27 protein-coding genes and 1 pseudogene are annotated in these 26,278 nt (G+C 56.2%); 10 read left to right on the forward strand and 18 right to left on the reverse strand.

Annotation, left to right across the window (positions count from 1 at the left end; translation table 11 throughout):
- Positions 1-145: 145 nt before the first annotated feature.
- Entirely contained in the window at positions 146-865 is a 720-nt protein-coding gene (locus CKW31_RS21025; protein ID WP_095099541.1) for an amidotransferase, read from the reverse strand.
- A 712-nt stretch (positions 866-1,577) separates the two neighbouring features.
- Here CKW31_RS21025 and CKW31_RS21035 point away from each other — a divergent pair.
- A complete protein-coding gene (locus CKW31_RS21035; protein ID WP_095099546.1) occupies positions 1,578-1,949 on the forward strand; it encodes a rhodanese-like domain-containing protein in 372 nt (123 codons plus the stop codon).
- Positions 1,921-2,775 (forward strand): cytochrome c, encoded by an 855-nt coding sequence (locus tag CKW31_RS21040; RefSeq protein WP_095099549.1) that lies wholly within the window; start codon positions 1,921-1,923, stop codon positions 2,773-2,775. Before CKW31_RS21035 ends, CKW31_RS21040 begins: the two co-directional genes overlap by 29 nt.
- A 143-nt stretch (positions 2,776-2,918) precedes the next feature.
- Here CKW31_RS21040 and CKW31_RS21045 read toward each other — a convergent pair whose 3' ends face one another.
- The 8 genes from CKW31_RS21045 to CKW31_RS21080 all read right to left on the reverse strand — a co-directional run bounded on the left by CKW31_RS21045 (position 2,919) and on the right by CKW31_RS21080 (position 11,777).
- Complete coding sequence (locus CKW31_RS21045; protein WP_095099551.1) at positions 2,919-3,737, reverse strand: transglutaminase family protein; 819 nt, start codon at positions 3,735-3,737, stop codon at positions 2,919-2,921.
- On the reverse strand, positions 3,734-4,693 hold the full coding sequence (locus tag CKW31_RS21050) for an alpha-E domain-containing protein (RefSeq protein ID WP_095099553.1): 960 nt from the start codon (positions 4,691-4,693) through the stop codon (positions 3,734-3,736). The genes CKW31_RS21045 and CKW31_RS21050 overlap by 4 nt, the downstream gene beginning before the upstream one ends.
- A 12-nt stretch (positions 4,694-4,705) precedes the next feature.
- Positions 4,706-6,115: a circularly permuted type 2 ATP-grasp protein gene (locus tag CKW31_RS21055; protein WP_095099555.1), complete on the reverse strand. Its 1,410-nt coding sequence runs from the start codon at positions 6,113-6,115 to the stop codon at positions 4,706-4,708.
- A gap of 514 nt (positions 6,116-6,629) precedes the next feature.
- Positions 6,630-6,971, reverse strand: a complete 342-nt coding sequence (locus CKW31_RS21060) for a ribonuclease E inhibitor RraB (RefSeq protein WP_027898878.1) — start codon at positions 6,969-6,971, stop codon at positions 6,630-6,632.
- A gap of 245 nt (positions 6,972-7,216) precedes the next feature.
- Entirely contained in the window at positions 7,217-7,453 is a 237-nt protein-coding gene (locus tag CKW31_RS21065; protein WP_095099558.1) for a hypothetical protein, read from the reverse strand.
- 541 nt (positions 7,454-7,994) lie between these two features.
- The gene (locus CKW31_RS21070) at positions 7,995-10,082 is read right to left on the reverse strand and encodes an LTA synthase family protein (RefSeq protein WP_095099560.1); all 2,088 of its coding nucleotides are present in this window, start codon (positions 10,080-10,082) and stop codon (positions 7,995-7,997) included.
- A 356-nt stretch (positions 10,083-10,438) separates the two neighbouring features.
- Positions 10,439-11,299, reverse strand: a complete 861-nt coding sequence (gene speE, locus CKW31_RS21075; protein ID WP_095099563.1) for a polyamine aminopropyltransferase — start codon at positions 11,297-11,299, stop codon at positions 10,439-10,441.
- Positions 11,300-11,585: 286 nt separating this feature from the next.
- On the reverse strand, positions 11,586-11,777 hold the full coding sequence (locus tag CKW31_RS21080) for a PLDc N-terminal domain-containing protein (RefSeq protein WP_087267020.1): 192 nt from the start codon (positions 11,775-11,777) through the stop codon (positions 11,586-11,588).
- Positions 11,778-11,927: 150 nt separating this feature from the next.
- Here CKW31_RS21080 and CKW31_RS21085 point away from each other — a divergent pair, with 150 nt between their 5' ends.
- Positions 11,928-12,854 (forward strand): ZIP family metal transporter, encoded by a 927-nt coding sequence (locus CKW31_RS21085; RefSeq protein WP_095099565.1) that lies wholly within the window; start codon positions 11,928-11,930, stop codon positions 12,852-12,854.
- 4 nt (positions 12,855-12,858) lie between these two features.
- Here the strand turns inward: CKW31_RS21085 and CKW31_RS21090 are convergent, their stop codons facing one another.
- Positions 12,859-13,380, reverse strand: coding sequence for a hypothetical protein (locus CKW31_RS21090; RefSeq protein ID WP_095099567.1), 522 nt, complete (start codon positions 13,378-13,380; stop codon positions 12,859-12,861).
- A gap of 84 nt (positions 13,381-13,464) precedes the next feature.
- Positions 13,465-13,998 carry an ankyrin repeat domain-containing protein gene (locus tag CKW31_RS21095; RefSeq protein WP_176469937.1) on the reverse strand — a complete coding sequence of 178 codons (534 nt, stop codon included), beginning with the start codon at positions 13,996-13,998 and terminating at the stop codon, positions 13,465-13,467.
- A 464-nt stretch (positions 13,999-14,462) separates the two neighbouring features.
- Here CKW31_RS21095 and CKW31_RS21100 point away from each other — a divergent pair, with 464 nt between their 5' ends.
- Entirely contained in the window at positions 14,463-14,741 is a 279-nt protein-coding gene (locus tag CKW31_RS21100) for a DUF3509 domain-containing protein (protein ID WP_095099570.1), read from the forward strand.
- A gap of 392 nt (positions 14,742-15,133) precedes the next feature.
- Here CKW31_RS21100 and CKW31_RS21105 read toward each other — a convergent pair whose 3' ends face one another.
- The 6 genes from CKW31_RS21105 to aroC all read right to left on the reverse strand — a co-directional run bounded on the left by CKW31_RS21105 (position 15,134) and on the right by aroC (position 20,354).
- Positions 15,134-15,856: a LuxR family transcriptional regulator gene (locus tag CKW31_RS21105; protein WP_095099572.1), complete on the reverse strand. Its 723-nt coding sequence runs from the start codon at positions 15,854-15,856 to the stop codon at positions 15,134-15,136.
- A 270-nt stretch (positions 15,857-16,126) separates the two neighbouring features.
- The gene (gene mtnC, locus CKW31_RS21110; protein WP_095099575.1) at positions 16,127-16,810 is read right to left on the reverse strand and encodes an acireductone synthase; all 684 of its coding nucleotides are present in this window, start codon (positions 16,808-16,810) and stop codon (positions 16,127-16,129) included.
- Between the two features lie 10 nt (positions 16,811-16,820).
- On the reverse strand, positions 16,821-17,369 hold the full coding sequence (locus CKW31_RS21115; protein ID WP_095099577.1) for an acireductone dioxygenase: 549 nt from the start codon (positions 17,367-17,369) through the stop codon (positions 16,821-16,823).
- Between the two features lie 82 nt (positions 17,370-17,451).
- Positions 17,452-18,066, reverse strand: a complete 615-nt coding sequence (locus CKW31_RS21120) for a methylthioribulose 1-phosphate dehydratase (RefSeq protein WP_095099579.1) — start codon at positions 18,064-18,066, stop codon at positions 17,452-17,454.
- Positions 18,063-19,226: an MFS transporter gene (locus CKW31_RS21125; protein ID WP_095099582.1), complete on the reverse strand. Its 1,164-nt coding sequence runs from the start codon at positions 19,224-19,226 to the stop codon at positions 18,063-18,065. The genes CKW31_RS21120 and CKW31_RS21125 overlap by 4 nt, the downstream gene beginning before the upstream one ends.
- Before the next feature lie 36 nt (positions 19,227-19,262).
- Positions 19,263-20,354 carry a chorismate synthase gene (gene aroC, locus CKW31_RS21130; RefSeq protein ID WP_095099584.1) on the reverse strand — a complete coding sequence of 364 codons (1,092 nt, stop codon included), beginning with the start codon at positions 20,352-20,354 and terminating at the stop codon, positions 19,263-19,265.
- A 143-nt stretch (positions 20,355-20,497) separates the two neighbouring features.
- Here aroC and CKW31_RS21135 point away from each other — a divergent pair, with 143 nt between their 5' ends.
- On the forward strand, positions 20,498-21,457 hold the full coding sequence (locus CKW31_RS21135; protein ID WP_095099586.1) for an alpha/beta hydrolase: 960 nt from the start codon (positions 20,498-20,500) through the stop codon (positions 21,455-21,457).
- Positions 21,458-21,574: 117 nt separating this feature from the next.
- Complete coding sequence (locus CKW31_RS21140; RefSeq protein ID WP_095099589.1) at positions 21,575-22,378, forward strand: hypothetical protein; 804 nt, start codon at positions 21,575-21,577, stop codon at positions 22,376-22,378.
- 69 nt (positions 22,379-22,447) lie between these two features.
- Here the strand turns inward: CKW31_RS21140 and prmB are convergent, their stop codons facing one another.
- Positions 22,448-23,356: a 50S ribosomal protein L3 N(5)-glutamine methyltransferase gene (prmB, locus tag CKW31_RS21145; RefSeq protein ID WP_095099591.1), complete on the reverse strand. Its 909-nt coding sequence runs from the start codon at positions 23,354-23,356 to the stop codon at positions 22,448-22,450.
- A gap of 260 nt (positions 23,357-23,616) precedes the next feature.
- Here prmB and CKW31_RS21150 point away from each other — a divergent pair, with 260 nt between their 5' ends.
- The 4 genes and pseudogenes from CKW31_RS21150 (at position 23,617) to CKW31_RS21170 (ending at position 26,275) form a co-directional block, all read left to right on the forward strand.
- Positions 23,617-24,207 carry a cysteine hydrolase family protein gene (locus CKW31_RS21150; protein ID WP_027898896.1) on the forward strand — a complete coding sequence of 197 codons (591 nt, stop codon included), beginning with the start codon at positions 23,617-23,619 and terminating at the stop codon, positions 24,205-24,207.
- A gap of 235 nt (positions 24,208-24,442) precedes the next feature.
- Positions 24,443-24,763 carry a hypothetical protein gene (locus CKW31_RS21155; protein ID WP_095099593.1) on the forward strand — a complete coding sequence of 107 codons (321 nt, stop codon included), beginning with the start codon at positions 24,443-24,445 and terminating at the stop codon, positions 24,761-24,763.
- Positions 24,764-24,952: 189 nt separating this feature from the next.
- Entirely contained in the window at positions 24,953-25,510 is a 558-nt protein-coding gene (locus CKW31_RS21160; RefSeq protein WP_095099596.1) for a Smr/MutS family protein, read from the forward strand.
- Between the two features lie 424 nt (positions 25,511-25,934).
- Positions 25,935-26,275, forward strand: a pseudogene (locus CKW31_RS21170) (type II toxin-antitoxin system RelE/ParE family toxin).
- Positions 26,276-26,278 lie beyond the last annotated feature (3 nt).

Below are 26,278 nucleotides of genomic sequence, written 5' to 3' on the forward strand. Positions count from 1 at the left end.
ACCTTTGTACGACATGAGACGTGGGACCGGCTTTATCCGGGAAAGGGCCGGTGCATCCCACTGCATCTTCTTCGTCTGTACTGCCGCTTTCCCGGCTGAAGCCGGTCCCACGTCAGCATTTGCCTCGCTTGCGTGTTATCACGTCTCAAACAGCAGCTTTATGCTGCACGAACCGCATCATCCATTCGGCTACGGTCTGGCCGTGATGGTCGTGGTCGAGGCTGGCGATACCGGTCTGGTAAACCTTCTCGCCCAGGCAGGCCTGGCGGATATCCAGCAAAGTGCGTGAGTAATCGTGAATGAATTCAGGATGCCCCTGGAAGCACAACACCTGATCATTGATGTGATACGCCGCAAACGGGCAGAACTCGCTCGAAGCAATCACCGTGGCATTTTCCGGTAGCGCAGTGACCTGGTCCTGGTGACTGATCAGCAGGGTCAATTTATCCATGGACGGGGTCATCCATGGCGTGGCAGGTGCCAGCTCGTAGTGGTGGATACCGACGCCCCAGCCTTTGCTCGCCCGTTCACTTTTACCACCCAGCAGCAGCGCCAGTAACTGGTGACCGAAGCAGATACCGAGCAGCTTGTCGCCGCGCTGGTACAGCTCCAGCAAATAGACTTTCAGGGTTTGAATCCACGGATCAGTGCCAAACGAGTCAGCTTTGCTGCCAGTCACCAGATACGCGTCAAAGCGCTCGCCTTCCGGTGGGTATACGCCCTGCATCACGTTGTAAACCTCGAACTCGGCGGCAATTGGTTGCCGTGCGAACAGACGTTCGAACATCCGCCCGTACCCCTGATATTGATCCACCAGCTCAGGGCGAAGAACGTCGGTTTCCAGAATGCAGATGCGTAGCGGCATAAAAAGTACCTGAAGCGGTCAAGGCGATAGTGCGTGGCTCAAGCCTGCCTTGAACGGGTAGGCCAAGGCAAGCGCCCGTTGCCGGATCTGTACGTCATTACCTGAACCACCGCTGTACCACCTGCATTTTTGGCGACCAGTCTTTTGAGAGATTGGTACAACAGTAATGACAGACGTAGGAATATTCCGACACCGACGAACGGTAGGTTGGCGCTGTCCAGGCAAAAAAATGCCCGACCTGTCTAGCAAGGGAGCATGCGCCCGCTGACGGCGGTTTCTATAACCGGATATTCGCATTTGTTAACCATAGATACGAAATGGTTCTAAACAATCACCACCGAGGGCTCTAAGGTTAATTTTGTAGCAACAGTAGCGCGATAAAAATCATATGCGGCGCTCGGGTTGTCGGCGACTTTGCCGGACCGGTTGCTCAAGGAATCACCTTTGCCAGCTGCCCGAACATTCATCAACACATTCGGTGAGCTTTTGTCGCTCAGGAATAACAAAAAAAGGCAGACAGCCATGTTCAAGCATTCGAAAGTACGTCAAGCCGGGCTTATTTTGTTCGCCACTACCCTTCTGTTGATCTTGCCGAATATGACCCGTTTATTTGGCTGAGAGACTTCGCCATTGAAACCGACGATTTCATCGCCCTATCTGGCGAGAATTTTCTGTGCCAATCTTCCTTCTTCAAAGAAAGGAGGCATTGGTGATGGGTAAATGGATAGCACTGGCACTCGCAGTATGTGCCGGCAGTGCAGCCGCAGGTGACGTCGAACAGGCTGTCGCCGTAGCGGCGCTCAAGGAAGGGAAACTGGCCGTCGATGTACGCAGCCAGACTGACTATGACGCGGGCACTGTTCTCAATGCAGTACGCGTTGAGGAAGCACGACTGGTCAATCAGATGAAGCAGGTGCTCAACGACCGCAATGTGGTGTTTGTGGTGTTCAGCAGCAGCAACGAAAAAGCCAGCAAGGCTCAGGACAAACTGAACAGAGCCGGTTACTACAGCGTTATCAATGGCGGCAATTATGAAGAGTTGCACAACGCTCTTTATGACACCAGCGACGATCCTGCGGAGTAATGTTTTGCGCTTTTTTCTTTCTCTGGCTGCGCTGACACTGGCGCTAGCCCCTCAGTTTCCCCTGCAAGCCGCAGAGTTGAAGATAGAACTACCCGATGAAGTCAAAATCTGGGAAACCCGCCAACTGCTCGCACACCCGCTGATTCAGACCATCAAGATCAGCGAGGATGTTGCCTACAAGCGCACCATGAGCTACCAGGCCATTCCGCTGGCGGCGCTGCTTGAAGGCGTCACTGCACAGGATCACATTCAAGCAGTCGCGACTGACGGCTTTGCTGCAGAAATATCCGCAGCACCGGTGATTCAGCCCAAAGGCGCAAAGGCCTGGCTCGCCATCGAAGACCCGTCTCATCCCTGGCCTGCTATCAACAACGGCACGCACAGCGCTGGCCCGTTCTATCTGGTGTGGACAGACCCATCGGCCGATAATATTGGCCGCGAAGAATGGCCTTATGCGATGAGCACCCTGAAAGTGCTGGCGTCCGTGAGTGAACGATTTCCCGCGTTGCTACCCGACCGGAAACTGGCGGCTGAAGATCCGATAAACAAAGGCTTCGCGCTGTTCCAGAAGAATTGTCTGGCCTGCCATCGACTCAACGCTGCCGGGGATTCACAACTAGGCCCTGACCTGAACCAGCCTTACAGCCCTACTGAATACTTCAGCGCCGGATATCTACGCCAATACATTCGCAACCCACAAAGCCTGCGGGAGTGGCCGCAAGGCAAGATGCCTTCCATCCCGAAGGAGGTCTTGTCAGATACCGAACTGGATCAGGTGATTGCCTATCTGGAACACATGGCGGCGCGGCGCAAGGCGGGGGAATAACAATAAGCGCAGCGAGGGCCCGGCACGCCTCGCGAACAAGTTCGCTCCTACCGGTTCAGCACCGTGTCAGGTAGGAGGCAACTTGTTGGCGAGTGGGCTTGATCATGGCGCCTGGGCATCAATGGCTGATGAGCCCCCTTTAATCACTGATGCTGCGCCTGCATCATGACCTTCGGTGCGCCAACCATCGGCGAGACCAGTACCTTGGCGTGCATCTGTTCACTACCACCGCCGCGGCGCATACCGCGGACAGGGCAGGCATCCAGGTAATCCAGACCTACCGCCAGTTTCAGATGACGCTCCGGGATCGCCAACCGATTAGTCACATCAAAACTGTACCAGGCGTCGTCAATCCACGCTTCGGCCCAGGCATGGCTGGCCAGATGTTCGCTGTCTTCGCTGTACAGATAACCGGACACGTAGCGCGACGGAATTCCGAGGCTGCGTGTGCAGGCGAGAAACGCATGGGTGTGGTCCTGACAAACACCGGAACGGCCCGCAAAGGCTTGCGCGGCGCATGTATCGACCTCGGTAGAACCCGGCGTGTAAGTGATGTACTGATTCAACGCGTGCATCAGATCAATCAATGCCGTGCGGTCCTTGCGCGTTTTGCATTGCTGATCGGCAAACGCCCGAATGGCCTCATCAGGCTCGGTCAGACGGGTGAAACGCAGAAACGGCAGCGGTGACTGACTTTCATGTTCGGCTTCACGCTTCTCGTCGATTTCAACCTGGCCGCGTGCGCCGATGATGATCGCCTCATGAGGCTCATCCATGCTCAACACATGCAGAATGTTGCCGAACGGATCGATCTGCGCGCGCACCGGGCGCGGCAGGGTCAATTGCCAACTAAGCACTTGCTGGCGCTCGCTGTCGTGTGGCGTCAGACGTAAATACTGGATGCTCGCGCGGACCTGATCCTCATAGTGATAGGTGGTCTCGTGGCTAATTGAGAGTCTCATGCAGCCTCCAGGTAAGAAGTGTGAATGGCGTTACCCAATTGGGCCAGCAGCGGGATGAATTCGTTCAACCACTCGTGCAAGCCCTCCTCCAGTATTTCGTCGATCCCGGTGTAGCGCAGACGTGCATCCAGCTCAGCTGCCAGACGTTGCGCAGGGCGGCCATTGGCACCCGGCAGGCTGGCAAGGATCTGATCCAGCTCTTCAAGACAGGCACTCAGCGAACGGGGCACGTCGGGGCGTAACAAAAGCAGTTCTGCAACATGCCTCGCGCCTGGCGCATCGCGATACAGCTCCGTGTAGGCTTCGAAGGACGACAATGCCCTCAACAGCGCGCTCCACTGGTAATAACCATGAGCCGAGCTGTCGGCATCCACATTGGTGTCCGTGCCACGCAGTTCGAGCATTTCATAGCGAGCATCGAGCATGCGCATGGTGTTGTCGGCGCGCTCGATGAATATGCCCAGGCGAATGAAACGGAATGCGTCATGACGCATGATCGTGCCATATGTGGCACCACGAAACAGGTGCGAGCGCTCTTTGACCCACTCGCAGAAACGACTCATGCCGTATCGGGTCAGACCTTGTTCAGCGATGCCGCGAATCTCCAGCCAGGTGGAGTTGATGTTCTCCCACATGTCCGCGGTGATTCGACCGCGTACCGCGTGAGCACTGGCCCGTGCGGCCCCCAGACAGCTGTAAATACTGGCCGGGTTGCTCGCGTCCAGCGCGAAAAAATGCAGCAGCCGTTCGGCATGCAGCTCACCGTGACGCTCCAGATAATGATCCAGCGTGCCGGTGATCAGCAGTGGCATGGCCAGTTCATCAAGACCGTCACCACGCCCATCCTGAGGCATCAAAGACAACGAGTAGCTGACATCCAGCATCCGGGCGAGGTTTTCTGCCCGCTCCAGATAACGCGACATCCAATATAAATCCGAGGCAGTTCTACTTAGCATTGGCAGGCATCCTTAATCCTCGACCACCCAGGTGTCTTTTGTTCCGCCACCTTGAGACGAGTTCACCACCAGCGAGCCTTCACGCAGCGCGACTCGGGTAAGCCCGCCGGGTACGACGCGGGTTTCACGACCAGAAAGGACAAACGGGCGCAAATCGATATGGCGCGGTGCGATGCCGTTCTCGACGAAGGTCGGACAGGTCGACAGGCACAACGTCGGTTGCGCGATGTAAGCATGCGGCTTGGCTTTGATACGCGCGCGGAACGACTCGATCTCCGCAGCCGTCGAAGCGGGCCCGACCAGCATGCCGTAACCGCCCGACCCTTGAGTTTCCTTGACCACCAGTTGCGGGAGATTGGCCAGCACATGGGACAAGTCAGCAGGCTTGCGGCATTGCCAGGTCGGCACGTTCTGCAGGATCGGTTCTTCATCCAGATAGAAACGGATCATGTCCGTGACATATGGATAAACCGATTTGTCGTCCGCGACACCGGTGCCAATTGCGTTTGCCAATACCACATTGCCGGAGCGATAGGCCGACAGCAAGCCTGGCACCCCCAGCATCGAATCAGGGTTGAACGCCAATGGATCGAGGAATGCGTCGTCTAGACGACGGTAGATAACATCCACCGCTTTCGGTCCATCGGTGGTGCGCATGAACACGCGATCATCACGCACGAACAGGTCCGCACCTTCAACCAGCTCGACACCCATTTCCCGGGCGAGGAACGCATGTTCGAAGAACGCACTGTTGAAACGGCCCGGCGTGAGTACCACCACGCTCGGATTATCCAGCGGGCTGGAGCTCTTCAACGTGTCGAGGAGCAGATTCGGATAGTGATCAATAGGCGCAATGCGCTGCGCGGCGAACAGCTCGGGGAACAGACGCATCATCATCTTGCGGTCTTCGAGCATGTAACTCACGCCGCTAGGCGTGCGCAGGTTGTCTTCCAGCACGTAATACGTGCCGTCACCATCACGCACCAGGTCGACCCCGGAAATATGCGAATAGAGGTCGCGGTGCAGATTCAGGCCCTGCATCGCCAACTGATATTGCTCGTTGGCCAACACCTGTTCGGCGGGGATCACCCCTGCCTTGATAATCCGCTGCTCGTGATAGAGGTCGGCAAGGAACATGTTCAGCGCCTTGACGCGCTGAATACACCCGCGCTCAACCACCCGCCACTCGCTGGCCGGAATGCTGCGTGGAATCGTGTCGAAAGGAATCAGGCGCTCGGTGCCCTGCTCATCACCATAGAGCGTGAACGTAATCCCGGCGCGATGAAACAATAGATCGGCTTCACGCCTGCGCTGAGCCAGAAGCTCAGGGGGCGTCTCACCCAGCCAACGGGCGAATTCCCGATAATGCGGGCGGACTATACCGCCAGCATCGTACATCTCATCATAAAAGGTGCGGATCATGCCGTACTCCTTGTCACCACGGACACCAAGGGCCTTCGCAAGGCCCGTGCCATCGGCATAAACGCTTAAATATCAACTGGTTACATAAAAATCGAAAGCCAACCGCACCATTCCTGTGCAATAAGCTTCCCAACCAGTTCTCCTACGCCTCATTCGGAAGCGTTATTCAACTGCAAAAACTATGACCAGCATAGCCAGAGTTGATTTCACGAGACGATATCGTTTGTCGATAATCAGCGACATCCGAAACACACCGAATTTGTATGCCCCGTTTAAAGTCGCTGTCGAAAATACGAGCGCGCTGCCAGTACCGACTTCCAACCGGGCTGTCCTGACCGAACTTCCCTTTGTGCCACTCGCTGAGTGGCTTTTTTTTTGTCTACCGAAAACTGAACAGATACACCGGTAGAGCCGAGATACTCTGTTTTGCGTTTAGAACATACAAACTAAAACCGGCCAATTCCCAGGCATTTGCCTGGTAATTGACCGGCGATTCACCCTGTCATAGCGCGTTTCATGCGTGTAGCCGCCGGATCTCCTGTCTCACTCCCCAGCCCTCGACCTCTCCGTCCAGCGGAGTAATCGCAGCCTGGAAATCCTGCTCGAAATCACCGATGCCGTCATAAGTCGCGTGCATGACTTTGCTCAATTGCAAGTGCCAGGCACCGTCATCCCGAACATTGATCTGAGTATTGAGAGATTCGCCGCGGTACTGATCTGCAGCCTGCCTTGCCCGTTCCTCGTCCGGGAAAATGGCGTAGAACTCGATGGGATGGATACGTGCGAAGTCAAAACCGCTTTCTTTCATGCGGCGCAGCACGTTGCTGCTGATGTCCTCTTGATAGGCTGTGCTCATGAAACGTCCTCCTATTCAACGATAGATAGAGTTTCAACATTCCCTGCGCGCCGCTCGCGGCAGCGCCACTACACAGCAGATACTCTGCCATACGGGATCAAGCATGTAGCTGACAAGGCCGAGCCTGTTGCCAGACTGGCATCGACATGGAGAAAACGGGAGAAACGCTTCACCCGTCTCACTTGCAGAGTAACCCCATCATTGGTCTTCTGCCAATTCCCGGCGGGGCCATTTTTTCAATGCACTCAGAAAACCTCTTTGATCGAGATGATCTGCACAGCGTTGTGTTCTTTCAAAGACTTGGCCGTGGGCTCGGCTATGCGGCCGTCCAGGTCATTCATGTCCAGCTCGTCAGCGACCGGAACCAGGATGTGGCGAAGACGCTGGGCGGCCTTCTCCTCGCTGGGCAGCTCCTCGGATTCCATCACATGGCTCTGTTGCACACCGTCTTTGTCGAGATACGAAATGTTCCACTGTTTCATCAAGGTCTCCTCGGCAGCCGACAATGCGGCTTACGTGATCTTGACCTTTTGACGCGAGGATTCGTTCACAGGATTTGCAATCACGGCAGTGCGTCGGAACAACGGGCACGCGTGGTCTTGCTGGAGAAAAAGGTGGTGCAGTGGTTCAAGCATGATGCCTCGCGAACAAGTTCGCTCCTACCGGTTCAGCGTTATTTCAGGTAGGAGGCAACTTGTTGGCGAGAGGGTTTCACGCGGTGATCCAGACCCAACACCTCGCGAACAAGTTCGCTCCTACCGGTTCAGCGTTATTTCAGGTAGGAGGCAACTTGTTCGCTAGAGGGTTTCACGCGGTGATCCAGGCCCAACACCTCGTGAACAAGTTCGCTCCTACCGGTTCAGCGCTGTTTCAGGTAGGGGGCAATCTGTTGGCGAGAGGGTTTCATGCGGTGGCTCAGGTCTACGTCCCACAAGCAAGTTCGCTACAGAACATAAACGCGGCGTTTGCCACACAACAAAAAGCCCCTGCACGAGGGGCTTTTTGTTTTACATCACCAGCAGGTCAGTTTTTGCTGGCTTCGACCCCTGCAGTGTTATCCAGCAGGCTTTTGGTTGCCGTTTGCAGGAAGCTGTCGAGCTTCTCGCGCATCTCTTTGGCATCAGGCGCATTCGGAATCACTTCAGCATGCGGCGTATGTCCCAGGGTGTAGGACAGAACCTTAGGCTCCATATCCTTCGGTTCAATCAGAATCCGGTCTTGAGTGACCAAAGCAACTGTCTGCTCACCACCCGACGGCTTGATCACGCCAAAGCCCGTGTCGCCAGCCGGCAGATTGAGCAAGTCGCGTCCCCAACACTGATGACGGGTTTCGCCACCAAGACGACCCATGATCGTCGGCACGATGTCGATCTGGGTTCCTACAATGCTGCTGCGCTGCCCGAATTTATCTTGAACACCTGGGGCGATGATCAGCATCGGCACATTGAAGCGTCCCAGATCCATTTCAGTAATCTGCTGATGATTACCGAAACCGTGGTCACCCACTACAACAAACAGGGTTTCCTTGTAGAACGGCTCTTTTTTGACCTTCTCGAAGAACTGGCCCAGCGCCCAATCCGAATAACGCATCGCAGTGAGGTGCTCGTCCAGCGAGCCTTGACCGGTAACTTTCTCGACCGGCAGATTGGTCGGCAATGCATAAGGTGTGTGGTTGGAAAGGCTTTGAAGCAGCGCGTAGAAAGGCTTGCCCTTCTCCGCACGCGCTTTCAACTCCTGCGCGCCACGATCAAACATGTCTTGATCAGAAACACCCCAGGTCGGATCAGAGAACACTGGATTGACGAAATCTTCACGACCCACAAAATTGGTCATGCCCTGATTACTGAAGAAACCTGACTGGTTGTCCCAGGCGAAGTTACCGTTATAAACATAGACGTCGTCAAAACCACGGGCACTGAGCAACTGCGGCAGGCCAGACAACTTGTGCGCGCCTTCAGGCATGCGCATCAGGTACTCGAAAGCTGGCAGATTGGGGAAGCATGCCATGGTGGCGAACATCCCCTGGTGGGTGTGCGTACCATTGGAGAAGAAGTGATCGAACAACAGTCCTTCTTTGGACAACTTGTCGAAGTAAGGCGTGATGTTCGCCTCATCACCCAGCGCGCCCACGGCATGTCCCGCGAAACTCTCCATCAGGATGACAACGACGTTTTTGATTGGCAGCGTATTCTCTACCGGTGGCGTGAAGTCGCGGCGGACAGAAGCGATATCGCCATCTACCAGTTTGTCGTGACTGGTCAACAGCATGCTACGCACGATCTGCTCCGCCTCAGCCTCAGGCAACGTGGCTTTCCAGGCATTGTCGCGATGCGATGACATGCTGGCCTTGGCCGCGGCGATCAGCGTCAGGGTGCCGTTGAGTCCCAGCGTGTTGGCGAAATTGGATTCCGTGGTGTAAGCATCCCCCCAGCGCAGCGGCGGCCCTTGGCGCAGCGTGCCACGCACGGCAATAACAGCGATCAGTAGGCAAACCACGAAGACGCCAATACGTGCATACCAAGGCGCAACAGTGCGATTGCTGGCATCGCTGACACTGAACTCACCACGCGGGCGAGTTACACGATCAACCCCTTTGAATACCAGGCTCAGCAGCCATGTAACCGCAGCCCAGGCCAGCAAATAGCGCACCACCGGAAAGCCGTACCACAACATGCTCAGAACGGTCTTTGGATCTTCCTTGACGTACTGGAACACCAGTCCATTCAAGCGCTGGTGGAACTCGCGGTAGAAGTCCATCTCCATCAGGCCTAGAAACAGCGTGATGCTGGCAACCAAAGTCAGCCAGAAACGAAAGAAGCCTCGTGCAGCCATGGCCCGGACGCTGAACAACGAGAGCAGCAGCGGGACAACCAGGTAAACCGTCAGACGCAAGTCGAAACGCATGCCGTTGAACATCGCCTCGACAAAGGCAGAGGCTGGTGTATCGCCGATCATCTCGCGGTTATAAACCAGCAAAGCGACGCGCAGGAGCGTGTACATGACCATCAGTACCAATGCACTGAGCAGCGTATAGGCCAGATGCGATTTGACGGTGGGTTGCAGCGAGCGCGACGACGCGTGCTTATGAATCATAGCGTCCGGTTTAGCCATGTTGTTCTAGGATCCGTTGGATTCAAAGTAAGGTTCGAAAAGCAGGTGCGCCCGGCAATGACTTGGCATTGGCGAACGACGGGCGCAAATCTTACGTGATCGCCCAGGATTTAGCAGCGATGCAAGACAGATGTTTTACCTTCAGCGGTAGGAAGTCGGGTGAGAAGTGAGAGGAAAAGCCAGAATAATAAAACCCGGCCACACAATTACCCATCGCGAACGGCTGAAAAGCGCGCGCAATTTTCAATGACGGTGCGTGAAAATTTTGTAGTAGCGAATCGACGGCAATGAGTGCCGTCAAACGTTACGCAGGCTTCGCTCCGTGATAGAAGAAGCCTGCGTAACCGTCGGAGAGGTCAGTCGTTGCTCGGTTTGTTCACAGCCTGCAAGACATACTGCGGCAATGCGAACGCGCCGATGTGCACCTCAGGATTGTAATAGCGCGTAACAATGCCGCTGCCTGCGAAACGCTGACGCAAGGTCTCCAGTGGCAACTTGCGATATGCCGGATCAGTTGCCCCCCATGCAAACGTCATTGCGCCACCGATGTAGGTCGGAATCGCTGCCTGATAGAAATGCCAGTCCGCGAACAGGCCACGCATGCGCCCGGCCGTGGTTTGCACGCCGCTGAGCTGCATGAACGGAGTACCGTTTTGCGTCACCAGGATACCGCCTTCGTTCAGGCAGCGATGGCAGGCCTGATAGAAGTTTTCCGAGAACAACACTTCACCCGGACCAATCGGGTCGGTGGAGTCGGAAATGATCACGTCGAACTTTTCTTCAGTGGTCGCGACAAACCGCATGCCGTCGTCGATCACCAGATTCAGGCGCGAGTCATCGAATGCACCCTTGGAATGTTCTGGCAGGAACTCCTTGCACATTTCCACCACGGTGCCGTCGATTTCGACCATGGTGATGTGCTCGACGGTGTCGTGCTTGGCCACTTCACGCAGCATGCCGCCATCACCTCCGCCGATGATCAATACACGACGGGCCGCGCCATGAGCCAGGATCGGCACGTGGGTCAGCATCTCGTGGTAGATGAACTCGTCAGCTTCAGTGGTCTGGATCACGCCATCCAGCGCCATGACCCGGCCCATGCGCGGGTTCTGGAAAATCACCAGATGCTGATGCTCAGTGCGCACTTCGTGAAGCATTTTCTCAATGCGAAAGCGCTGGCCGTAACCCTCGTACAACGTTTCTTGATAATCGCTCATGGGTAGGTCCCTGATGAATGCTGAAAACAGGACGGCCAGCCGCCCATAAGAAAGGCGCGCATTCTACGTCGCGAACGATGACAGGTCGAACCTTGGGTGACGCAATCACTGAAAACCCTGGGTTCTGTTAAAAAACCCCTGAGTCTGAAGATGCGCATTTTGTAGGAGCTGCCGAAGGCTGCGAAGCGTTTAACCTGACACACCACTATCGCAGCCTTCGGCAGCTCCTACAGTTCACTCGTTTACAGCGTGATGCCAATACAGGGCTTGAATCCACAAGCAGACATCAAATCCGCACATTACCCCGCGGGCCGGCAACAGCCCAGATGATCAGCCCCAGCACAGGCAGCAATGCGATCAGCAGTACCCAGAGTATCTTGATCCCGGTTTCGGCCCCGCTCTTCAAAACGTGGATGATGGCCCAGATATCAAGAGCCAGAATGATCAGCCCTACCAAACCATTAAACGTCGAACCCATGATATTGCTCCAGATTGAATACTTGACCCTTAGGATAGTGGCTTTCCTAAAGCGTTCCGTTGAACCAACAGCATATTTGCAGGTTCCGAATCGGATCAGGTCATTTATTTAAACATTGGCCTTCAGATTTTTCAGACAGGTCGCCCAGTCATGCAAACACCCGCACAACCAAGATCACTTTGGGCTTCATGGTTAGCCCAGGCTCAGTCCACTCCCCTGCTCAGCCTGAGTTTTTTGCTGGTAGTGCTGGTCGTTCTCGGGCTTTTTATTGCCAGCGGCTACAACGCTCTTTACGGCACTAATCAAGACAACCTGCATTACGCGCTGCTCGGTGGGACAGCAGGTTTCGCGGCGACCGCATTGGGGGCAATCGTTGCCGTGGCACTGAGGGAAGTGGCTCAGCGCACCCAGGATGTGATGCTGGGCTTCGCCGCTGGGATGATGCTTGCCGCCAGTTCGTTTTCGCTGATCTTGCCGGGTCTGGCGGCAGCTCGTGAAATAACCGACAGCGGGCCACTCGCTGCGGGCACCGTGGTGCTCGGCCTTGGGCTGGGCGTGCTTTTGATGCTTGGCCTGGATAAATTCACCCCCCACGAACACGAAAGTGTTGGCCGTCAGGGCCCTCATTCCGAGCGCATCAACCGGGTCTGGCTGTTCGTGCTGGCAATCACTCTGCACAACTTGCCAGAAGGCATGGCAATAGGCGTCGGTTTTGCCAATGGCGACATGGACGTCGGGATACCGCTGGCCACCGCCATTGCGATTCAGGACATTCCCGAAGGCCTGGCTATCGCTCTGGCGTTGCGGGTAACGGGCCTGTCTTCAATAAAGGCCATGCTGGTGGCGGTTGGCTCAGGCTTGATGGAGCCCGTCGGCGCGCTGATCGGCGTGGGGATTTCCAGCGGCTTTGCCATCGCTTATCCCGTCAGCCTGGGGCTGGCTGCGGGAGCGATGATCTTCGTGGTGTCTCATGAAGTGATTCCGGAAACCCACCGCAATGGCCATCAAACTTCAGCAACCCTGGGGCTGATGGGCGGCTTTGCGGTGATGATGTTTCTCGACACGGCGCTGGGCTAGGCCCTTAAAGGCTGCGCAGCGCTTCCAGTGCAGGCGCTGCCTGAATGTTCAGTGCCGCGCACAACTCAAGTACACGAGCCTGATCGTTCCCATAAACGAGTACGGCCTGCAGCTCATCATCCAGCGGCTGGCTGAAATTCATCAACACGTAGCCACCGTTTTCCTTGTTCATGCTGCCCAACTGAATCTGGATGCGATTGAGCGCGGTCAGCGCCTCAACCTTGGCCAATTGCTTGGGTTTGATATTGAACGCCACGTCTTTGCCGAACGACTCGACGATCTGCGCAAACAGGTCCATGTAGGTGTCGGCCTGAAACAGCACCGTATCCGGCAAGCTGCCCACCACGACCCACTCGCCTAACGGGATCGGAAACGTATCGTCGTAATTGATATCGGGGTTGGCGGCCAGAAACGCCGAAGGATCCGCATAGGCCTGTGCAGCCTCATCGGCAATACGCTCAATCTCCTGCTCACCCATGCAACCCGAACTGATTTTGCTGATTAATTCGATGAGTTGATTCTTCATGGAGATCCTGATCACGAGCAAAATAAAGGCGCGAAGGATACCGACAATTCCTTCGCGCCTCTATCACTTACGCCAGTAATGCAATCAGCCAGCGAGCCGAGCCAGTTGCTCGGTAGTATCTGCGGCCCCCATCGCCTGCGCAGCGGCCAGCGCCGTAACACCCTTGGCATCACGCGCATCAGGGTTTGCGCCCTTGCTGATCAGGTAATCGACAATAGCCGTGCGGTTGAACATCGCCGCCATCATCAGTGCAGTACGGCCGTCAGCCGAAGCACCTTCGATTTCAGCGCCGCCCTCGACCAGCAATTTGACGACGTCGAGATCACCTTTGAATGCAGCCCCCGCAATCGGGCTCTGACCATTGTCGTTACGAATTTCGGGATCAGCGTTGTATCTGAGCAAAACCTGCACGGCATCCTGATGGCAGTGGTAACTGGCGAGCATCAATAGCGTGTCGCCTTTGTGGTTGCGCAAGTTTGGCGTAAGGCCCTTCTCCAGCAACCTCTCCAGCATCACTGCATCGCCGCGACGAGCGACATCAAAGACCTGCTCGGCAAATTCCAAAGCTTCTTCGTCGTTCATTTGCACAGGTTGATGGCTGGTGTTCTGGTCTGACATGGGTGACTCCCGCAGTAAATAAGGCATGAGCAGAGCGACCGTGCGGCAACTCTCTCCTTGCATTTAATGACCGCAAGTCTCCAGAGGCGTTCGTCCGGGGTCAAGATGCACGATTGCGCACCACCATTCATCGACCCATGAGACGTTCGTCCCATCTTTTTTATTGGCTGCTCGAATAAAAACCCGATTGCGCGGTCGGAGTATTCACGAAACAAGACACGACCTATCCCGCTGAATCCTTTCTGCCCCGCGCAGCAAAGTTCCCTCGCCGCAAAAAAAAACCTGAAAAAAACCGCAAAATGCAGGATGCCCGATAGCCATTCATGCATATTGCACGAATATGAAAAAATAAAATATTTATAAGATGTTGTTTTTAAACGTTTTTTTTAGAACGCCAAGACTGGCACAGTCACTGCACTAGTACTACCAAGCTTGTTATCCCATGAGCAATGGAGCCGCTAGACATGACTTTTATTCAAGAAAAATTCGCTTCCGTATTTTCCGAATTCGACGTGACCACTCAAGCCCGCCCGGATGGCGGTGTGCTGTTGTCGTTGCGTAATAGCGAAGGTAAACAGATCCGCCGTTCAATTTCCTACGCTCAGTTGCACACTCCAGTGCAACTTGAGTGGGTGATCAGCGCGATTCGTCGTGATCTGGCTGGCCAGGCAAGCGATCTGCCCGCGATTTCCATGCTGCAAAGTCAGCACCGCTTTGACCTGCCGACTTATCACACCCGTTGATTTTGAATGTTGACTACCCGTTTCACGCTGTATTGATTCAAACGCTTCGCTCCCTTTGTTTAGCCGTGATTGCCAATTGGTTTTCACGGCTTTTTTTTGCTTTGGTGACAGATCGGCCGAAACCCAGCCCCTGCAGGAGACGACTTGTTGGCGAGGCAGAACCTTTGCCCATACAAGCCCAATGGTTCGCCGAAAAGCAAATTAGTGGGTTGAAATGCATTTTCTGTAGGAGCTGCCGAAGGCTGCGAGGCATTTCTCCTGATACACCGCGATCGCAGCCTTCGGCAGCTCCTACAGATCTATGTTTTCTTCGCGACAGCGGTGTGTCATGGGCATAGGGCGCGCTCCTATAGGGAACATGATTGCCACACAGGTATTTGGCTGATTGTTGCTCACTTGATGATGCCCTGACACAACGCCTCCCCTACTGCCTGCGCCCTGTTGGACACCCCAAGTTTGCTGTAGATACTTCTGAAGTGATATTTGACCGTCGCCTCGGACACTTGTCGAATCGTCGCGATTTCCCAAGCCGTCTTGCCGTCACGTGCCCATTCGAGAATTTCAACTTCTTTGTCGCTCAGCCCTCGTGAACGCAACTTCGTCCCTCGGCCCACCAGATGCAGGACCGGCACCAGGCTGGATAATAAATACATGTCCGGCGCCTTGAGTGGTCGACTCAAACCGTTAAGTGAACAAATCGAAGTAACGCCCTGAAAACTGCGCGCGGGGCTGGTGTACCCATAGGAACATGCCGGTGTCAGCGCATGCTTTTCCACGTGCTGCATAAAGCTGTCCGTAGGTGGATAGCGCTTGAAAGCAGCTTTCCAGTCGATGAATCCCAATTGTTCACGGTAGTGATTGACCACCGGATCGTCCATCAACAGCAATTGACGTCGATAATGCTGACTCCAGGTGCGATCAATATTGGAGGTCACCAACGTCAGCAGCATTGAGCCCCTGAACTGGCAAAATATCGCCCCTTCGCACTGACACTCCTGGCGTAACCAGTCCAGCGCATTCTCGATCGCCTGATTGCTGTCCAGTTCATGGATGCTCCTGACCATTTGTTGTATGAGAGGATTCTCGTTCGAGTTGATTGATTCAGCACTTCCCATCGCAGTTCGCTCCTATGTCCAGGCACGGCGCAGGGTTTGAATGATTGTTAGTTGGGCTGCGCCAGGGATGGATCAATCAGAAAACTACACGATTAAAAGCTTCGTAGAACAACACTCGCAACAAACAGGTATTACGTACCCAAGTAAAAGCCTCATCCTACTTTTCAACAGGACGAGGCTTACACGTGATGGCTTGATATCGGCTGAACAGGTTGAATCAACTGGTAGAAGCTGCGACTCACTTCTGCAATGGCAGTCAGAACTGCGCGACTAGAATGCAGCCAGGTCGATGTCGCTGAAGCTGGCCACGTTGATGTGCCCCTTCAACTCGCCACCGTCACGTACCAGGCCACAGGTGGCCATGCCAGCGGTCTTGGCGGCATCCAGCTCTTCGACGATGTCCGACAGGAAAACAATTTCCCCAGCCGGCAAGCCAATGGTCGTGGTGATGTTGCGGTACGACTGCTCTTCGCGCTTGGGCCCCGAGGTGGTGTCGTAATAACTGCTGAACAAGCCCGACAGGTCGCCCGCATCCGAGCAGCCGAAGATCAGCTTCTGCGCCTGAATCGAGCCGGAGGAATAAACGTACAGCCCATAACCTTGCTGATGCCAGCGCTGGAGCGCGTCCACCGCATCAGGATAAACATGGCCTTTGAGCTGACCGGCGTTGTACCCCTGCTCCCAGACCATGCCTTGCAGCGCCTTGAGTGGTGTGGCCTTGCGATCTTCAGCAATCCAGCCCAGGAGAATCTCGATGACCCGCTCGACGTCGGCATCCGGCTGCGCGCTGTCTTCGCGCACCTTTTGCAGCTGCGCGGCGACATCAGGGCGTGAGGCCTGCTGACGGACAAAATCCGGCAAATGCTTTGCCGCGTATGGGAACAACACGTCGAACACAAAACTGACGGCGCTGGTGGTGCCTTCGATGTCAGTCAGGACCGCTTTGATTGTCATTAACTGAACCCTATAAATCGTCAAGCTGCGGAAATTGGCTGGCAATCTTCTCGCCGGTGAAGTTCGCAACCCAGCCTTCAGTGTTATTGAACAGGCGGATCGCGACGAAATGCGGGTTCTCACCCATGTCGAACCAGTGCGGCGTGCCCGCTGGAACCGAAATCAGGTCGTTCTTTTCGCACAGCACGGCGTAGACATACTCACCAATATGCAAAGTGAACAAGCCGCGCCCGGCGACGAAGAAACGCACCTCGTCCTCGGAATGACGATGCTCATCGAGAAACTTTGCGCGCAATTCGGCTTTTTGCGGGTGATCACTGTTGAGGCTGATCACATCCACAGTGACATAGCCGCGCTCGGTCATGAGCTTGTCGATTTGTACCCGGTAGGCATTGATCACGTCTTCCTGGCTGGCACCCGGCGTGATCGGCGTCGCCGCCTGCCAGCGGTCAAAGCCGACGCCATGCTCGGCCAGGGTCGAGGCGATGTCCTCGACATGGGTCAAGACTTTATCTGGCTGCTCAGGGCTGGACTGGTGATAAACATACAGGCTGCTCATGGCGGCGCTCCTCAGTTCGGTTCGGCTCGGTTCAGTTTGCCCTGCGACTTTTTGCAGATCGCTCAGGCTGAAGACTAAAACGTTATCGGTTCAGTATGGCGAGGGTTTTGAGTTCACATTCAAAGAGGAACTCGAACGCCTCGATCTGCCGCAGTGCATCGCTCATCTTCGCACCCCAAGTATATAAACCATGGCCGCGAATCAGGTAGCCCGCGCAATCAGTGTTCGCATCAAGCCAGGGCTGCACTTTGGCCGCCAGGCGCGCGATATCCTGATCATTGTCGAAAATAGGTACCACAACCCGGGATTCATGGGTCACGACGCCACTGAAAGCCTTTTGCAGCTCGTAATCTTCAAACACCAGGTGATCGGCCTCGGTCAGACGCGACAATACTGTCGCATTGACCGAATGGGTGTGCAGCACCGCGCCGACTTCCGGTCTGCAACTGTACAGTTGCGTGTGCAGCAAGGTTTCCGCAGACGGCTTCTTGTCGGGCTCCAGGCTATTACCGTCAAGATCCGTCGCCAGCACATCGTCGATGCCCAACTGGCCCTTGTGTTTCCCCGACACGGTCAGCAGCACTTCAGTAGCAGACAACCGCGCCGAGTAATTACTGCTGGTAGCCGGTGACCAGCCACGACCGTACAGAAAACGGCCGGCGTCGATGATTGCCTGACTCAGTTGTTCGCGGCTCATGCCCGCTCCTCTTTCATTCGTGTAGCCGCCATCACGGCAGCGGCCAGCGCCGCAGCACTGGCGATAGTAAATGTCCAGCCAGCCCCAAGGAAGTTCCAGGTGTAACCGGAGTAAAGTGCACCCAATGCGCCGCCCGTGCCCGCCAATGCGGCATAAAGCGCCTGCCCCTGCCCCTGTTGCTGCGCACCGAAGCTACGTTGCACGAAATGGATGGCAGTGGCGTGAAAACTGCCGAACGTCGCGGCGTGCATTAACTGGGCAAACAGCAACACCACCAGATGATCCGCAAGATTACCCAGCAACAACCAGCGCAACGACGCCAGCAAAAAGCTGGTCAGGAGTACCTGCCGTACCGAGAAACGCTGTAATACCCGACTCATGGCCATGAACATCAACACTTCCGCGACGACGCCTACTGCCCAGAGCATTCCGATCAAGCCACGACCGTAACCCAGTTGTTCCAGATGCAGGGTCAGGAACGTGTTATACGGCCCGTGGCTCATTTGCATGAGCCCGACGCAGGCGTAGAAGGCCAGCACACCGGGCCGGGTCAATTGTCGGAAAAAGCCACCGTTTTCCGGGTGCGTCGTCGACACCACCGGCTGAGCATTGGGAATCCACCAACTGCTGATGACAATCGCGACAATGATTGCGACCAATACAGCGGGGAAATAGTCGAGGCTCAAGCTCTCGAATAGCCGTCCCACGCCCACGACTGTCAGGATGAAACCGATGGAGCCCCACAGCCGGATCTGGCTGTAGCGGGACGTCTGACCACGCAGGTGCGCCAGGGTGATGACTTCGAATTGCGGCAGGATGGCATGCCAGAAGAACGCATGCAGGGCCATGACCATCGCCAGCCAGGCGTAGCTTTGCTTAACCAGAATCAGGGAAAACGCGAGCAACCCGCACATAGCGCCAAGTCTCACGATGACCAGTCGGCGGCCGGTGTAATCCCCAAGCCAACCCCACACATTCGGCGCAAGGCAACGCATCAGCATCGGGATCGCAACCAGTTCCCCTATACGCGCGCTGGAGAAGCCGAGATGGCTGAAATACAACGGCAGGAATGGCGCGGTAGAGCCGAGCAAGGCGAAGTAAAAAACGTAAAAGCTGGACAGCCGCCAATAAGGCAGCTGTCCAGCCGGGGGGTGCGTCACGTCAGTTGGCCTTGGCAGCAGCAACGCCCTCGAGCATTACAGCTGACCCAGCACAGGCGTGGTAACCCGGACATCGGCGTTCTGACCGCGATGACGCAGCAGATGATCCAGCAACACGATGGCCATCATGGCTTCGGCGATAGGCGTGGCACGGATGCCTACGCACGGGTCGTGTCGGCCCTTGGTAATTACATCCACCGGATTGCCGTGAACATCAATGGAGTGACCTGGCGTAGTGATGCTGGAAGTCGGTTTCAGCGCAAGATGCGCCACAATTGGCTGGCCTGAGGAGATACCGCCGAGAATCCCGCCGGAATTGTTCGACAGGAAACCGGCGGGCGACAGCTCGTCGCGGTGCTCGGTGCCGCGTTGGGCAACGCTGGCAAAACCGGCACCGATCTCCACACCCTTGACCGCGTTGATGCTCATCAGCGCATGAGCCAGATCAGCATCCAGACGATCGAAGACCGGCTCGCCCAGCCCTGGCATAACGCCTTCGGCAACGACGGTAATTTTTGCACCGACCGAATCCTGATCACGGCGCAACTGGTCCATATAGGCTTCCAGTTCCGGAACCTTGGCAGGATCAGGACAGAAGAACGCATTCTCCTCTACCGAATCCCAGGTCTTGAACGGGATTTCGATGGGCCCGAGCTGGCTCATGTAACCGCGCACTACGATGCCCATCTTCGCCAGGTACTTTTTGGCGATGGCACCGGCCGCGACACGCATGGCTGTTTCCCGCGCCGAACTGCGACCGCCGCCGCGATAATCGCGAACGCCGTATTTGTGGTAATAGGTGTAATCGGCGTGGGCCGGACGGAACTGGGCCTGGATGGCCGAGTAATCCTTGGACTTCTGATCAGTGTTACGAATCAGTAACCCAATGGAGGTCCCGGTGGTTTTGCCCTCGAAGACACCCGAGAGGATTTCCACCTCATCGGCTTCCTGACGCTGGGTCGTGTGGCGGCTGGTGCCGGGCTTGCGCCGATCCAGATCGACTTGCAGGTCTTGCAGCGACAGCTCAAGGCCCGGCGGGCAGCCGTCAACGATAGCAACCAGCGCCGGACCATGGCTTTCGCCGGCAGTGGTGACAGTGAACAGCTTGCCGAAGGTGTTGCCGGACATGCGGACGCTCCGATAAATCAGCGAAAAAACCAGGTCGATATAAACAAGCCCGCCAGTATACGCAGGCTGCTCGTGTAGTTCATCCTCGAACCTTATCCGTCTGGCCGCGTCCAATCGGCATCCCATCAGATAGTGGCCCAACGATGCTACGCGTTATCGCTTTGATCCTTCCCCTGCTCACCGGGCTTGCCCACGCTGCCACCCCATCTGTCCTGCAGCGCCCCATCGTTCTGCAAACCGCGACGGGTGAGCTGTCCGGCACCTTATTGCTGCCCAAATCCGCTACGCCCGTACCGGTGGTATTGATTATTGCTGGCTCGGGTCCTACTGACCGCGATGGCAATAACCCCGACGGCGGGCGTAACGACAGCATGAAACTTCTGGCGCGCACCCTCGCCAGAAACAACATCGCCAGCGTGCGTTATGACAAACGCGGCGTCGCCGCGAGCAAGGCCGCTACTCCTGATGAGCGCAATCTGAGCATCGAGGCTTATGTTGCCGATGCCGAAGCATGGGGCCAGAAACTCAAGACGGACCCGCGTCTGGGTCAGTTGATCCTGCTGGGTCACAGCGAAGGGGCACTGGTTGCATCACTGGCGGCTGAAAAAGCCGGTGCCGCTGCGGTGATCTCGGTAGCAGGTACAGGTCGTCCGGTGGATGAAGTATTGCGCGAACAACTGCAAGAGCGCCTGCCTCCGCCTCTGCTGCTGCGCAGCAATCAGTTGATTGATGAAATCAAGGCAGGCAAGACCGACAACGATGTTCCGGACGAGCTGGAAGTGGTGTTCCGCCCCAGCGTGCAGCCGTATCTGATTTCTTTGTTCCGCCAGGCCCCGGCTGCCGCGTTCGGCAAATTGAAAGTTCCAGCGCTTATCGTCCAGGGTCGAAACGACATCCAGGTCGGTGTCGGCGATGCAGAGCTGTTGAAGCAAGCCAAACCCGATGCCGAACTGGCCCTGATAGAGGGCATGAATCACGTGTTGCGCATCGTACCGGACGACATCAAGCAGCAACTGGAGTCCTACAAAAATCCGCAACTGCCTCTAGCCAGTGAGCTGTCCACGCGAATTCTGCGCTTTATCGACGGCCTGCCTAAGGCATGACCGTGGGAAATTGGCGTCAGGAATCCTGACGCCCCTTCAGGACTCGGAAAAACGGCCGATACGTGATTGCTGGCTCTGTGTTTGCTGCACAGGGTCAAGGACAGGATCGCCGTGAACATGACTGAAACGAACGCGTTACCCGAAACCACTGAAAATACTTCAGTCGCCGAAGCTGAAGCTCCGGCGCCTGCGCAGCTGTGGGACGAAGTCAAGCCAGAGCATTTTGTGATGTTGCGTCTGGCCCCACTACAGACCGACCGGGCCACGGGTGGCCGGCCGTTGCGCTTTGTCCAGTTTGGCCGTGCCGAGCGCCATAGCAAAGAGGTGAGCCTGCTGCGCCTGAGCATCCAGTTGCCAGGGCAACGGGTGCGGCGTGAACAGAACCATCTGGATGTCTGGGTCGATCACGAAAAGCATATCGTACGCTTCGGACCGGACTCGGGCTTGCAGATCGAGCCCTGGAACCGGGGTATCGGCCGTTTTCTGATCGCTCAGGGCATTCACTGGGCGCAGAAAAAATGGTCGACCTATAAAGTCGAAACCTTCGCCCTGCCGAGCAAGGACGGGCTGAACGAAGACACTCGCCTGCGCCGCGATCATTTCCTGAAAACCCAGGGCTTCGAAGTCGCCTACGCCGACGCGCAGCACATGAAAGGCAGTTTCAAGGAAGTCCCGGTCGGCAATCTGCACAGCACCTGGAACAACGACAAGATTCAGATCATCGAAATTCTCGAAGCCTCACAGATGCTGGAAAACGCCGAGAAGAAGATGATCGAGCAAGAAGTTGCGATCCGTCAGCATGAGGATCGAGTCGGCAAATACAAGCGTGAAGACAGTGGCCTGCGCTTCACTATTGCCTGCCTGGTGACTTTTGCAGTGTTCCAGGCCGGATTGCTGATCTGGATCGCAACCCACCGCTAGCCTTCAAAACTGAATAGCTCTCCAAACTGAAGGCGCTCATCGCGAGCGCCTTCAGGCCTTGAACAGTCATCAGACCCGCGATTCAAACAGCGCTTGATGCTCTCGACACTGGGCTGCGCTGAGCATGAATACGCCGTGACCACCGCGCATGAAATCCAGCCACGCAAACTCGACTTCCGGGTACAACGCCTGGACGTGAACCTGACTGTTACCCACTTCAACGATCAACAGACCTTTTTCGGTCAGATGATTCGCCGCCTGGCTCAACATCCGGCGCACCAGGTTAAGACCGTCACTGCCACAGGCCAGGGCCAGTTCCGGCTCATGCTGGTATTCGTCCGGCATGTCTGCGAAATCTTCGGAATCGACGTAAGGCGGGTTGGAGACGATCAGGTCGAAGCGCTGACCCGGCAAGCCGTCAAAGCCATCGCCCTGAACGGTGTAAACCCTCTGATCAACACCGTGACGCTCGATGTTCTGGTTGGCAACTTCCAGCGCTTCAAAAGACAAGTCAGCCAATACCACTTCCGCGTCAGGGAACTCGTCAGCACAGGCGATACCGATACAGCCGGAACCGGTGCACAGGTCGAGAATGCGCGCCGGTTCGTCAGCCAGCCAAGGGGCAAAGTGGTTCTCGATCAGCTCGGCAATCGGTGACCGCGGGATCAGTACACGCTCATCGACAATGAACGACATACCGCAGAACCATGCCTCGCCCAGCAAATACGGGGTCGGCACGCGTGCGTCAATGCGCCGGGAGATCAGGCGCTGAAGCTCCGAAATCTCATCAAGCTCCAGACGGCAATCCAGATAGCTGTCGGCAATTTCCCAAGGCAGGTGCAACGCGCCCAGCACCAACTGGCGCGCCTCGTCCCAGGCATTGTCAGTTCCATGACCGAAAAACAGGTCTTCCTGATGAAAGCGACTGACCGCCCAACGGATATGGTCGCGCACGGTGCGCAAGCGGGATGTGATCACGGGGGCAAGCTCCTTGGAATACGTTCCGGGATTCTAGCAGCCATGACTGCAACACACGATGCCCGAACGCCATTCGCGACCCGGCTCACGTTCGACGATGGTTTTGGATACGTGGCATTTCAATCAAGGCATAATGCTAACCGCCCAGATTGATCAACGCCGCTACAGGCCAGAGAAACCGGAGCTTCTCACCGTCGCCATTCACAGAACCGTTCAGGCGGAGGAGAATGACGCAAAAGCCCCACACAAAGGAGCCCCAGATGTCCGATCCAAAGACTATGTTTCAACTCAGCGGCCGTGGCTACGCAGCGGCCACTTTGAGTAATGCCACGCTGATTATTATCGATGCCCAGAAAGAATATCTCAGTGGTCCGCTGGCCCTGACCGGCGTTAACGAAGCAGCAGCCAACATCTGCAAACTGGTGGCGGCGGCCCGTGCCGGCAAATGCCCGGTTGTGCACATCCGCCATCTCGGTACTGTCGGCGGCCTGTTCGACCCGCAGGGTGAGCGCGGTGAGTTCATGCCCGAGTTGAAGCCACTGGAAGACGAACGCGTGGTTGAAAAACGTCTGCCCAACGCGTTCAACGGCACCGGCCTTGACGACTTGTTGCAAAGCCTTGGTCATCTGGACCTTATCGTTTGCGGCTTCATGAGCCATTCGAGTATCAGCACGACCGTAAGGGCAGCGAAGGATTACGGCTACCGTTGCACTCTGGTAGACGATGCCTGCGCAACACGCGACCTGCCAAGCCCCGACGGGGTGGTCAGCGCCCACATCGTTCATCGCACTGAAATGGCGATCATGAACGATAACTTCGCGACCCTGGCCCTGACCAAAGACCTGATCTGAACCGCTAGAAACCAACCCCCATGCGCCCCGCCCGGCTACGAGCATCATCGCTCCACGCCGGAGTGCTTCATGCCACGCGGGCGGCCATACGCCAGTCGCTGCATTCGCGGTCATGTGACGCTGTTCACATTACCGCCTATCCATTAATACCCGCCATTTGCCTTGAATCCCCCGCCTCCGGGAACCAGCGGCCGACTGTCCGGGTCAGACCCCGATACTCTGGAGGAAAATAGGAATGAAAGTATCCGACGGTTTTGACGCCCGTCGCCTGCGTCCAAAAGGATCGGGCAGTTGGGGCGTGCGCATTGGTTCGGCCATTGCAGCTCTGTTGGCGACTTTCGGCGTGTTGCTGGCTATGGCGGGTGTTTCCAGCCTGATTGGTCGACCTCAGGTGCTGGGTGAACTTAACGCCAGCCCGCTGGGCGCAGCGCTGGTAGTGTTCGGTGGCTTGTTGGTGCTCTACGTCGGCATCTGGCTATGGCGTCGCTGCCGTGTAGGTCGCCGCCGCATAAACGGTCTGAACATGTCACCGCACTTGATGAAGAAGCAGGACTGAAGAACTTTTTCGGCAAACACGCTTGCACGTGGGACCGGCTTCAGCCGGGAAGGCAGCATTCCTGACGCCACATCATCACTGCCTGTACCGGCCTCTTCCCGGCTAAAGCCGGTCCCACGACCTATATGTGGATCACACCACCGCTCACACCGCGACTTGGTTAAACTAGCCTTCTTCGCGGAGGCTGACATGCAAGACGACGATTTTTCCCTGTTCAAAAACGAGTTGCGTGGCGTTAAGCCCATCAAGCAAGAATATGCCGATGTAGGCAAACCCAAGACCGACCGTAAACTCCTGGCCAGACTGCGTCAGTCCGCGACGGTGCGTACCGATTCAGTGACAGTCGACGGGCTATCGGATCAGTTCGTGATCGATGTCGGGCCGGAGGATGTGTTGAGCTGGTCCCGCGATGGCGTGCAGGAAGGCCAGATGCGCAAGCTGAAGCTTGGCCAGATCAGCTTCGAGGGCAGTCTGGATTTGCATGGCATGACCGTCGAGGTCGCACGGGAAACCCTGTGGGAGTTTCTCGCCGAGGCGACAAAACTGGAAATCCGCTGCGTGCGTGTCACCCATGGCAAGGCTGTGCGGCTGGACGGCAAGCGTCCTATGATCAAAAGCCACGTCAACACATGGCTACGGCAACATCCGCAGGTATTGGGCTTCTGTTCGTGCCAGGCAAAACATGGCGGCGCGGGAGCGGTTTACGTGATCCTCAAGCGGACCATGATGGAAGGCCGCGACGAGTAATCCGTCGCAGCCAGAATCAACTACGGGGATCGTTACGGACGCCCGCCCGGACCGCCGCCCCCAGGACCGCCGCGATCGCCACCTTCATAGTGACCGCCGCCGCCATGCCCACCACCGCCTCCATGCCCACCGGGTCCGCCTGGACCCCAGAACGGCCAACAGCCTGAAACTGTAGACAGCACTGCAACCACCATTGCCACTTTTACCATTCGACCGAACATCACTTCACTCTCTCATGCGACAGGTATTTGTTACCTGCTCGTTCAGACAGCGCGTGTGGCTTTATTTCTGTTGCGGGTTGGTAGGGGCTTGGTAAGCGGTTGGATACATATCTACCACCAGCTCTAATCATCAGTGACTACAGTAGGCACCCGCAAGCCTTCCACCATTGCCATATGCACCTATTTCGGTACACTGCATCCTCATGCCTGATGACACACCTGTTCTCGCCGTACGTTTCTTCTGCACAGACGCTGGCAATGAGCCGGTTCGTGAATGGCTATCAAATCTAACGCGCCAGCACAGGCGACTGATCGGGATTGATATAAAAGCCGTCCAACTCGGATGGCCGATGGGTATGCCCGTTGTTCGAAAGCTTGAAGCCGGGCTCTGGGAGGTCAGGGTTGAGCTTGGCGATACCATCGCCCGGGTACTGTTCACGGTCACAGCTTGCGAAATGGTATTGCTTCACGGCTTCATCAAAAAAGCCAGAAGACACCTTCAACGGATTTAACGACTGCACGACAGCGCAAGTCGCGGCTATGAGGA

It is taken from the genome of Pseudomonas sp. Irchel 3A5, assembly GCF_900187575.1.
Taxonomy (GTDB): domain Bacteria; phylum Pseudomonadota; class Gammaproteobacteria; order Pseudomonadales; family Pseudomonadaceae; genus Aquipseudomonas; species Aquipseudomonas folii.

What these genes read in the sequence shown, in the direction of transcription:
- CKW31_RS21025 (WP_095099541.1), bottom strand. Translation starts at nt 865, where the DNA reads ATGCCGCTACGCATCTGCATTCTGGAAACCGACGTTCTTCGCCCTGAG.
- CKW31_RS21035 (WP_095099546.1), top strand. Translation starts at nt 1,578, where the DNA reads ATGGGTAAATGGATAGCACTGGCACTCGCAGTATGTGCCGGCAGTGCA.
- CKW31_RS21040 (WP_095099549.1), top strand. Translation starts at nt 1,921, where the DNA reads ATGACACCAGCGACGATCCTGCGGAGTAATGTTTTGCGCTTTTTTCTT.
- CKW31_RS21045 (WP_095099551.1), bottom strand. Translation starts at nt 3,737, where the DNA reads ATGAGACTCTCAATTAGCCACGAGACCACCTATCACTATGAGGATCAG.
- CKW31_RS21050 (WP_095099553.1), bottom strand. Translation starts at nt 4,693, where the DNA reads ATGCTAAGTAGAACTGCCTCGGATTTATATTGGATGTCGCGTTATCTG.
- CKW31_RS21055 (WP_095099555.1), bottom strand. Translation starts at nt 6,115, where the DNA reads ATGATCCGCACCTTTTATGATGAGATGTACGATGCTGGCGGTATAGTC.
- CKW31_RS21060 (WP_027898878.1), bottom strand. Translation starts at nt 6,971, where the DNA reads ATGAGCACAGCCTATCAAGAGGACATCAGCAGCAACGTGCTGCGCCGC.
- CKW31_RS21065 (WP_095099558.1), bottom strand. Translation starts at nt 7,453, where the DNA reads ATGAAACAGTGGAACATTTCGTATCTCGACAAAGACGGTGTGCAACAG.
- CKW31_RS21070 (WP_095099560.1), bottom strand. Translation starts at nt 10,082, where the DNA reads ATGGCTAAACCGGACGCTATGATTCATAAGCACGCGTCGTCGCGCTCG.
- speE (WP_095099563.1), bottom strand. Translation starts at nt 11,299, where the DNA reads ATGAGCGATTATCAAGAAACGTTGTACGAGGGTTACGGCCAGCGCTTT.
- CKW31_RS21080 (WP_087267020.1), bottom strand. Translation starts at nt 11,777, where the DNA reads ATGGGTTCGACGTTTAATGGTTTGGTAGGGCTGATCATTCTGGCTCTT.
- CKW31_RS21085 (WP_095099565.1), top strand. Translation starts at nt 11,928, where the DNA reads ATGCAAACACCCGCACAACCAAGATCACTTTGGGCTTCATGGTTAGCC.
- CKW31_RS21090 (WP_095099567.1), bottom strand. Translation starts at nt 13,380, where the DNA reads ATGAAGAATCAACTCATCGAATTAATCAGCAAAATCAGTTCGGGTTGC.
- CKW31_RS21095 (WP_176469937.1), bottom strand. Translation starts at nt 13,998, where the DNA reads ATGTCAGACCAGAACACCAGCCATCAACCTGTGCAAATGAACGACGAA.
- CKW31_RS21100 (WP_095099570.1), top strand. Translation starts at nt 14,463, where the DNA reads ATGACTTTTATTCAAGAAAAATTCGCTTCCGTATTTTCCGAATTCGAC.
- CKW31_RS21105 (WP_095099572.1), bottom strand. Translation starts at nt 15,856, where the DNA reads ATGGGAAGTGCTGAATCAATCAACTCGAACGAGAATCCTCTCATACAA.
- mtnC (WP_095099575.1), bottom strand. Translation starts at nt 16,810, where the DNA reads ATGACAATCAAAGCGGTCCTGACTGACATCGAAGGCACCACCAGCGCC.
- CKW31_RS21115 (WP_095099577.1), bottom strand. Translation starts at nt 17,369, where the DNA reads ATGAGCAGCCTGTATGTTTATCACCAGTCCAGCCCTGAGCAGCCAGAT.
- CKW31_RS21120 (WP_095099579.1), bottom strand. Translation starts at nt 18,066, where the DNA reads ATGAGCCGCGAACAACTGAGTCAGGCAATCATCGACGCCGGCCGTTTT.
- aroC (WP_095099584.1), bottom strand. Translation starts at nt 20,354, where the DNA reads ATGTCCGGCAACACCTTCGGCAAGCTGTTCACTGTCACCACTGCCGGC.
- CKW31_RS21135 (WP_095099586.1), top strand. Translation starts at nt 20,498, where the DNA reads ATGCTACGCGTTATCGCTTTGATCCTTCCCCTGCTCACCGGGCTTGCC.
- CKW31_RS21140 (WP_095099589.1), top strand. Translation starts at nt 21,575, where the DNA reads ATGACTGAAACGAACGCGTTACCCGAAACCACTGAAAATACTTCAGTC.
- CKW31_RS21150 (WP_027898896.1), top strand. Translation starts at nt 23,617, where the DNA reads ATGTCCGATCCAAAGACTATGTTTCAACTCAGCGGCCGTGGCTACGCA.
- CKW31_RS21155 (WP_095099593.1), top strand. Translation starts at nt 24,443, where the DNA reads ATGAAAGTATCCGACGGTTTTGACGCCCGTCGCCTGCGTCCAAAAGGA.
- CKW31_RS21160 (WP_095099596.1), top strand. Translation starts at nt 24,953, where the DNA reads ATGCAAGACGACGATTTTTCCCTGTTCAAAAACGAGTTGCGTGGCGTT.